This window comes from Jiangella ureilytica (assembly GCF_004348545.1).
In the GTDB taxonomy this organism is placed as follows: Bacteria; Actinomycetota; Actinomycetes; order Jiangellales; family Jiangellaceae; genus Jiangella; species Jiangella ureilytica.
Genome location: NZ_SMKL01000078.1, coordinates 21199 through 28129, shown reverse-complemented (window position 1 = coordinate 28129; position 6931 = coordinate 21199). Strand labels below are relative to the sequence as shown.

General features: G+C 72.0%; 8 protein-coding genes. 2 read left to right on the top strand and 6 right to left on the bottom strand.

The window, feature by feature from the left end; all coding sequences use genetic code 11:
* Positions 1-280: 280 nt before the first annotated feature.
* Positions 281-541: a 30S ribosomal protein S20 gene (gene rpsT / locus E1212_RS24840; protein ID WP_131987478.1), complete on the bottom strand. Its 261-nt coding sequence runs from the start codon at positions 539-541 to the stop codon at positions 281-283.
* A gap of 194 nt (positions 542-735) precedes the next feature.
* On the bottom strand, positions 736-1155 hold the full coding sequence (locus E1212_RS24835; protein WP_420814426.1) for a type II toxin-antitoxin system PemK/MazF family toxin: 420 nt from the start codon (positions 1153-1155) through the stop codon (positions 736-738).
* A gap of 310 nt (positions 1156-1465) precedes the next feature.
* Here E1212_RS24835 and E1212_RS24825 point away from each other — a divergent pair, with 310 nt between their 5' ends.
* Positions 1466-1861, top strand: a complete 396-nt coding sequence (locus E1212_RS24825; protein WP_162605618.1) for a hypothetical protein — start codon at positions 1466-1468, stop codon at positions 1859-1861.
* On the opposite strand, the gene E1212_RS24820 is transcribed toward E1212_RS24825, so the two are convergent.
* The gene (locus E1212_RS24820) at positions 1852-2844 is read right to left on the bottom strand and encodes an SPFH domain-containing protein (RefSeq protein ID WP_131987468.1); all 993 of its coding nucleotides are present in this window, start codon (positions 2842-2844) and stop codon (positions 1852-1854) included. The genes E1212_RS24825 and E1212_RS24820 overlap by 10 nt on opposite strands.
* A gap of 160 nt (positions 2845-3004) precedes the next feature.
* Here E1212_RS24820 and lepA point away from each other — a divergent pair, with 160 nt between their 5' ends.
* On the top strand, positions 3005-4864 hold the full coding sequence (gene lepA / locus E1212_RS24815; protein WP_275296203.1) for a translation elongation factor 4: 1860 nt from the start codon (positions 3005-3007) through the stop codon (positions 4862-4864).
* A 15-nt stretch (positions 4865-4879) separates the two neighbouring features.
* Here the strand turns inward: lepA and E1212_RS24810 are convergent, their stop codons facing one another.
* From E1212_RS24810 to E1212_RS24800, 3 genes are read right to left on the bottom strand one after another with little or no spacing between them, the layout of a single operon-like run.
* A complete protein-coding gene (locus tag E1212_RS24810) occupies positions 4880-5434 on the bottom strand; it encodes an NUDIX hydrolase family protein (RefSeq protein WP_131987466.1) in 555 nt (184 codons plus the stop codon).
* Between the two features lie 23 nt (positions 5435-5457).
* Positions 5458-6123, bottom strand: coding sequence for a hypothetical protein (locus E1212_RS24805; protein WP_131987464.1), 666 nt, complete (start codon positions 6121-6123; stop codon positions 5458-5460).
* The gene (locus tag E1212_RS24800) at positions 6083-6823 is read right to left on the bottom strand and encodes a hypothetical protein (RefSeq protein WP_131987462.1); all 741 of its coding nucleotides are present in this window, start codon (positions 6821-6823) and stop codon (positions 6083-6085) included. Before E1212_RS24800 ends, E1212_RS24805 begins: the two co-directional genes overlap by 41 nt.
* Positions 6824-6931 lie beyond the last annotated feature (108 nt).

Below are 6931 nucleotides of genomic sequence, written 5' to 3'. Positions count from 1 at the left end.
GGGTGGGGACGGTCCGCGGTAGTGAAGACGGTCCGCGGTGGTGGGGACGGCCCGTGTCGTGAACGCGGCGACGGCCCGGTCGTGAAGACGGCTTCGGGTAGTGAAGACGGTCCGCGGTCGTGGGGACGGTCCGCGGTCGTGGGGACGGTCCGCGGTCGTGGGGACGGCTCCCGATAGTGGAGACGGCCCGCGGTTGTGAAGACGCGCAGGGCGCACGACGACGGCGTCGCCCTCCGAGAGTGGAGGGCGACGCCGTCGGCGAGCCGAAGTGGGCCCGGCCTCAGAGCGAGGCGGCCCGCTTGGAGATCGAGGACTTGCGGTTGGCCGCCTGGTTCTTGTGGATGACGCCCTTGGAGGCAGCCTTGTCGAGCTGCCGGCTGGCGGCCTGAGCGGCCTCGGTGGCCTTCTCGGTGTCGCCTGCGTCGGCGGCCTCGTGGAACTTGCGGATGGCCGTCTTCAGCGACGACTTCACGGCCTTGTTGCGCAGCCGCGCCTTCTCGTTGGTGAGAATCCGCTTCTTCTGAGACTTGATGTTCGCCACGAACTGATGCCTTTGGTCGGTCCGATAGGTCATGAGGGCGTCGGTCTTCTCCGGGACACGCGCCGGCGGGGAACCGTCGCGGCGGCAAGGAGTCGGCCGGGCGCGTCCGCGACCTGGGCCGACGCGCAGCCGCCAACAATACCAGCGCCACCCCTCACCAGCCAATTCGGTGCCCGGAGGGAGCGTGCGAGCTCTCAGTTCCAGCCGTACCGGTCGCGCAGCGCCTCGATGACCGCGTCGAACTGCCCGCGTCCGAGCGACGACGCCTCGCGCCGCATGCCGTCGGGGTGGACGCGCAGCACGCGGCTGACGTCGACCCACGAGGGCCGGTGCTCGCCGTCCCAGCGGCCGGAGCCGACGCCGACCCAGTCGTGCTCACCGTCGTGGTTCTTGCTGGTCAGCTGCACCGCTAGCAGTGTCCCGCCGGGCTCGCGCGCCACGATGAGGACCGGCCGGTCCTTGCCGCGGCCGTCGTTCTCCTCGTACGGCACCCAGGTCCAGACGATCTCGCCCGGGTCGGGGTCGCCGTCGGTGCTGGGGTTGTAGGAGGTGTGGACGGCGCCGACGGAGTGCGCCTCGGTGGTCGCGTTCGAGCCGGACTGCCCGGGCGACACCTCGCCGTCGGCGGAGGGGCGGGGTGGACGACCCGAGGGCGGGCGACCACCGTCGCGGCGGCTGGGCGGGGTCAGCAGGGTCCGAACGAGGTCGCGGAGGAGGCGGGCCACGTCGGCACTGTAGCGCCGCGACCCGCCGCCCGGCTCACTGTTCGCCAGAGGAAGGCGGCGACGGCGGCCGGCCGCGGCGGGGGAGCGGCCCGGCATCGCGGGGTTCCCTGCCGGCCGCCCGCAACGCGTTGCGCAGTACCAACTCGACCTGGGCGTTGACGCTGCGGAACTCGTCCTGCGCCCAGCGGGTCAGCGCCTCGTGGACGGCCGGGTCGAGGCGGAGGAGGACGGCGTGCCGCTCGCGCCGCCCACCCGGGCGGCCGCGGTCGGGGCCGGAGCGGCCGCGGTCGGGGCCGGAGCGGCCGGCGTCGGGACCCGAGCGATCCCCGTCGGGGCGGGAGCGGTCGCCGTCGGGACCCGAGCGGTCCCCGTCGGGGCGGGAGCGGCCGCCGTCGGGGCGGGAGCGATCCCCGTCGGGACCCGAGCGATCCCCGTCGGGGCGGGAGCGGTCGCCGTCAGGACCCGGGCGGCCGCCGTCGGGACCCGGGCGGCCGCCGTCGGGACCCGGGCGGCCGCCGTCGGGACCCGGGCGGCCGCCGTCGGGACCCGAGCGATCCCCGTCGTCAGCAGGCGAAGCCACCGCGATCAGGTGTAGAGGCTGCCGGTGTTGACGACCGGTGTGGCCCGCTGATCGCCGCAGAGCACGACGAGCAGGTTGGAGACCATGGCCGCCTTGCGCTCCTCGTCGAGCGTGACGACGTTCTCGCGCTCGAGCCGCGACAGCGCGAGCTCGACCATGCTGACCGCGCCCTCGACGATGCGCTCGCGGGCAGCGACGATGGCGCCGGCCTGCTGCCGCTGCAGCATGGCCTGGGCGATCTCCTGCGCGTAGGCGAGGTTGCTGATGCGCACCTCGAGGATCTCGACGCCGGCGACGGCGACCCGCGCGGCGACCTCGTGGGCGAGCTCGTCGGACACGACGTCGGTGGAGCCGCGCAGCGAGGTGCTCTGGTCGCTGGCGTCGTCATAGGGGTGCGAGGTGGCGACGTGGCGGAGGGCGGCCTCGGACTGCACCTGGACGAAATCGCGGTAGTCCTCGACGGCGAAGGTGGCGCGGGCGGTGTCGGCGACCTGCCAGACGACGATGGCGGCGATGTTGACGGGGTTGCCGTCGGCGTCGTTGACCTTGAGCTCGGCGGTCTCGAAGTTGTTCACCCGCACCGACACCGGCCTCCGGGTGGTGAACGGGACGACCCAGACCAGGCCGGTGCGCCTGACGGTGCCGATGTAGCGGCCGAAGAAGAGGACGACGCGGGTCTGGCCGGGCTGGATGACCACCAGCGGCGACGCCAGCAGCGCCGCGACCACCAGCGCCAGGACGGCCAGCCCTGCCTGGCCGCCGGACACGCCGGCCCAGTCCTCGGTCTCGAAGGCGTCGCTGATCGACGGCGCCAGCTGGACGATCTGCCAGACGGCGTAGACGGCTGCCGCGAGCGCCAGGAACAGCGCGAAGAAGCCGCTCATGGCCCAGGCGCGCTGCTCGCCGACGTCGATGCGGTGCCCGGCCGGGCCCACGGGCGCCGGGCCGGGAGCGGCCCCGGCTGCGGACCCGGGAACGGCCACGGGGGTCTCGGTCATGTCTCCTCCAGGTGGTCGCGGCCGAACCCCGGCCAGATAGATAGCTAAGTGATATCACTTTTCTGGCGAGCCCGCATCACCGACCATGGGATGATGTCTGCTGCGGGCAGCACGGAAGCGCCCGCGCCCAGGACACCCACCCGAAGCCCGAGGAAACTGCGTGCCAGTCAGTGAGAACGCGCCGCTGCCGTCGGCGACGCCGCCGGAGCTGATCCGGAACTTCTGCATCATCGCCCACATCGACCACGGCAAGTCGACGCTGGCGGACCGGATGCTGCAGCTCACCGGCGTCGTGGACGATCGATCCATGCGCGCGCAGTACCTCGACCGCATGGACATCGAGCGCGAGCGCGGCATCACCATCAAGAGCCAGGCGGTGCGGCTGCCGTTCACCTCGCAGGCGCCCGCGAACGACGGCGCCACCTTCGCGCTCAACCTCATCGACACCCCCGGGCACGTCGACTTCTCCTACGAGGTCAGCCGCAGCCTGGCGGCGTGCGAGGGCGCGGTGCTGCTGGTCGACGCCGCGCAGGGCATCGAGGCGCAGACGCTGGCCAACCTCTACATGGCGCTCGAGAACGACCTCACGATCATCCCGGTGCTGAACAAGATCGACCTGCCGGCGGCGCAGCCGGAGAAGTACGCCGCGGAGCTCGCCCACCTCATCGGCGGAGACGCCGACGACGTGCTGCGGGTCAGCGGCAAGACCGGCGAGGGCGTCCTCGATCTGCTCGAGCGCGTGGTCGCCGACGTGCCGCCGCCGGTGGGCGATCCCGACGCCCCGTCGCGGGCCATGATCTTCGACAGCGTCTACGACTCCTACCGCGGCGTCGTCACCTATGTCCGGGTCATCGACGGCAAGCTGACGCCGCGCGAGCGCATCCTCATGCTGTCGACGAAGGCCACCCACGAGCTGCTCGAGATCGGCGTCATCTCGCCTGAGATGCAGTCCGGCGGCGGCCTGGGCGTCGGCGAGGTCGGTTACCTCATCACCGGCGTGAAGGACGTCCGCCAGTCGAAGGTCGGCGACACCATCACCGACGCCCGGAAGCCGGCGGTCACGCCGCTGGCCGGCTATCGCGAACCCAAGCCCATGGTGTTCTCGGGCCTCTACCCGCTCGACGGCTCGGACTACCCGGACCTGCGCGAGGCGCTCGACAAGCTCAAGCTCAACGACGCCGCGCTGGTCTACGAGCCGGAGACGTCGGCGGCGCTGGGGTTCGGGTTCCGCTGCGGCTTCCTCGGCCTGCTGCACCTCGAGATCGTCCGCGAGCGGCTCGAGCGCGAGTTCGGCCTCGACCTCATCTCGACGGCGCCCAACGTCGTCTACCAGGTCACCATGGAGGACGGCGCCGAGCACACCGTCACCAACCCCAGCGAGTTCCCGTCGGGCAAGATCGCCTCGGTGCGCGAGCCGGTGGTGCGGGCGACGCTGCTGGCCCCCAGCGAGTTCGTCGGCACCATCATGGAGCTGTGCCAGGCCCGCCGCGGCACGCTGCTCGGCATGGACTACCTGTCCGAGGACCGCGTCGAGCTGCGCTACACGCTGCCGCTGGCCGAGATCGTCTTCGACTTCTTCGACGCGCTGAAGTCGCGCACCCGCGGCTACGCCAGCCTCGACTACGAGCCCACCGGCGACCAGGAGGCCGACCTCGTCAAGGTCGACATCCTGCTGCACGGCGACCCCGTCGACGCGTTCAGCGCCATCGTCCACCGCGACAAGGCGTACACGTACGGCGTCGCCATGGCCGGCAAGCTCAAGGAGCTCATCCCGCGGCAGCAGTTCGAGGTGCCCATCCAGGCCGCCATCGGCGCGCGCGTCATCGCCCGCGAGAACATCCGCGCCATCCGCAAGGACGTTCTCGCCAAGTGCTACGGCGGCGACATCACGCGGAAGCGGAAGCTGCTCGAGAAGCAGAAAGAGGGCAAGAAGCGGATGAAGATGGTCGGCCGGGTCGAGGTGCCGCAAGAGGCGTTCATCGCAGCACTCTCGTCCGACTCCGGCTCCGCCTCGAGCTAGCCGCCGACGGGCCGTCTAGCCGACCGGCGGCCCCGGAGGGAAACCGAGGTGGGCCAGAGCCTGCCGCAGCACGATGCCGTGGCCGCCGAGCATCTCCTTCTGCAGGCCGTCGTCGGCGGCCTCCTGCGGCGAGAGCCAGATGAGGTCGAGGGCGTCCTGACGGGGCGCGCAGTCGCCGGCCACGGGGATGACGAAGGCCAGCGCGACGGCGTGCTGGCGCGGGTCGTGGTACGGGGTGACGCCAGGCGTGGGCAGGTACTCGGCGACGGTGAACGGCGACGGCGACACCGGGATGCGCGGCAGCGCGTGCGGCCCGAGGTCCTTCTCGATGTGCCGCACGAGCGCGTCACGGATGCGCTCGTGGAAGAGCACCCGGCCGGCCACCAGCTCGCGCCGGATCTCGCCCTCGGCGGTCGAGCGCAGCAGCAGGCCGACCGACGTCGCGACGCCGGTGTCGTCGACCCGCACGGGGACCGCGTTGACGTAGAGGATCGGGAGGCGCCGGCGCGCGGACGCGAGCTCGTCCGGGGTGAGCCAGTTCTCGTGGGAGTCGACCGCCGTCTGGTTCATGGGGTCAGTTCTACACGGGACGATCACGTCCGGTTGAGGAACCCGATCACCGTCGCCGTCCACCACGCCAGTTGTGACGTGACCGCCATCACCAGGCCGGCCCGCAGCAGCCGCCGCGACGGCACCGTGCGGGCGGCCAGCCGGCGGCTCACGGCCAGCGCCAGCACTCCCACGACGCCCGCCACCCCGACCGCCCCGATCTTGACGAGCGCGGCCGTGGACCCGAAGTCCGGCGACAGCAGCATGCCCGACAGCATCAGCCCGCCCATGCCCAGCCAGATCGGCGCGGCCAGCGCGGACGCCGTCGTCACGACCTCGCGCAGCGTCGCCTTGCCGAACTGCCAGCGCAGCCCGAACCAGTCCACCGCCAGCACGCTGCCGAGCCCGACCACCACGCACGCCAGGTGCACGAACTGTGCCACCGCGTGCACCACGTCCGGCGGCTCGACCAGCACGCTGCCCAGCACGACGGCCGCGAGCACGAACAGCGTCGAGAACGCCAGCGCCACCTCGCCCTTCGTGACGATCGGCTCTCGCCGGGGCTTGGTGACGCCGATGGCGGCGGGTGGCGCCGACGGCGACAGCGTGCTGCCCGCGGCCGCACCGGCCACCGCGGGCAGCGAGGTCATCGCCGCCGGCGTGGCGCCGTCACCCGCAGGACGGCGCCGCAGCCAGCTGAGCACGGGCATCGTCGTAGGCGCTGATGTTCGTCGGGGCGGCCTCCCACGAGGCGACCCAGAGGTCCTGGGCGGCCGCGGCGGTCATCTCGCCGTCGGCGTGGGCGGCCATGGCGTTGAGGTGGTTGGCCCAGTCCTGCAGACCTGCCGTGGCGGCGTCGACGGCGGCGGTCAGGACGGCCTCGCGCTCGAGGCAGGCGGCGGCCTGCTCGGCGATGCCGTCGGGCGCGTCGATGTCGGCGAGATCCTCGCACCCGGGAAGCGCCTGGTACGCCTGCAGGGCGGCGGTGGCCTGGGCGACGTCGTCGGGACCGGAGAGCCGAGTGCGCTTCCAGATGGCCCGCATGTCCTCCTGGCCGACGGTGCCGTTCAGCATGTCCGTGCGGGCCTGGACGTGCTCGCCCCAGTGCCCGATGCCGACGCCGGCCTTCTCGACGTAGGCGTCACCGGCAGCGAGGCGGGTGGCACAGGCGCTGACGGCGTCGCGGGCGGCCTGGGCGAGCTCGAAGGAGCCGGGTGTGGAGGAGTCGCCGCGGGACGGCGCTCCGGCGCTGTCCAAGCGCGAGTCGGTGGCTGCTGACCCGCCGCCGGGGTCGTCGCCGGACAGGGCGTTCGCGGCGGCCCAGCCGAGGAACGGCAGGGCGAGGACAACTACTGCGGCGATGACGATGCGGCCGCGGCCGTGTCGCTGACGTTTTCGTTGCCGTGGCAAAATTTTCCCCCTTCAATCCTCGGGCATTTTGGCATAACTGCGTGATCAAATACATAGTGCGGTGTATCGATGGAGAATACGGACATTTCGATCTTGTGAGCTGGGGAT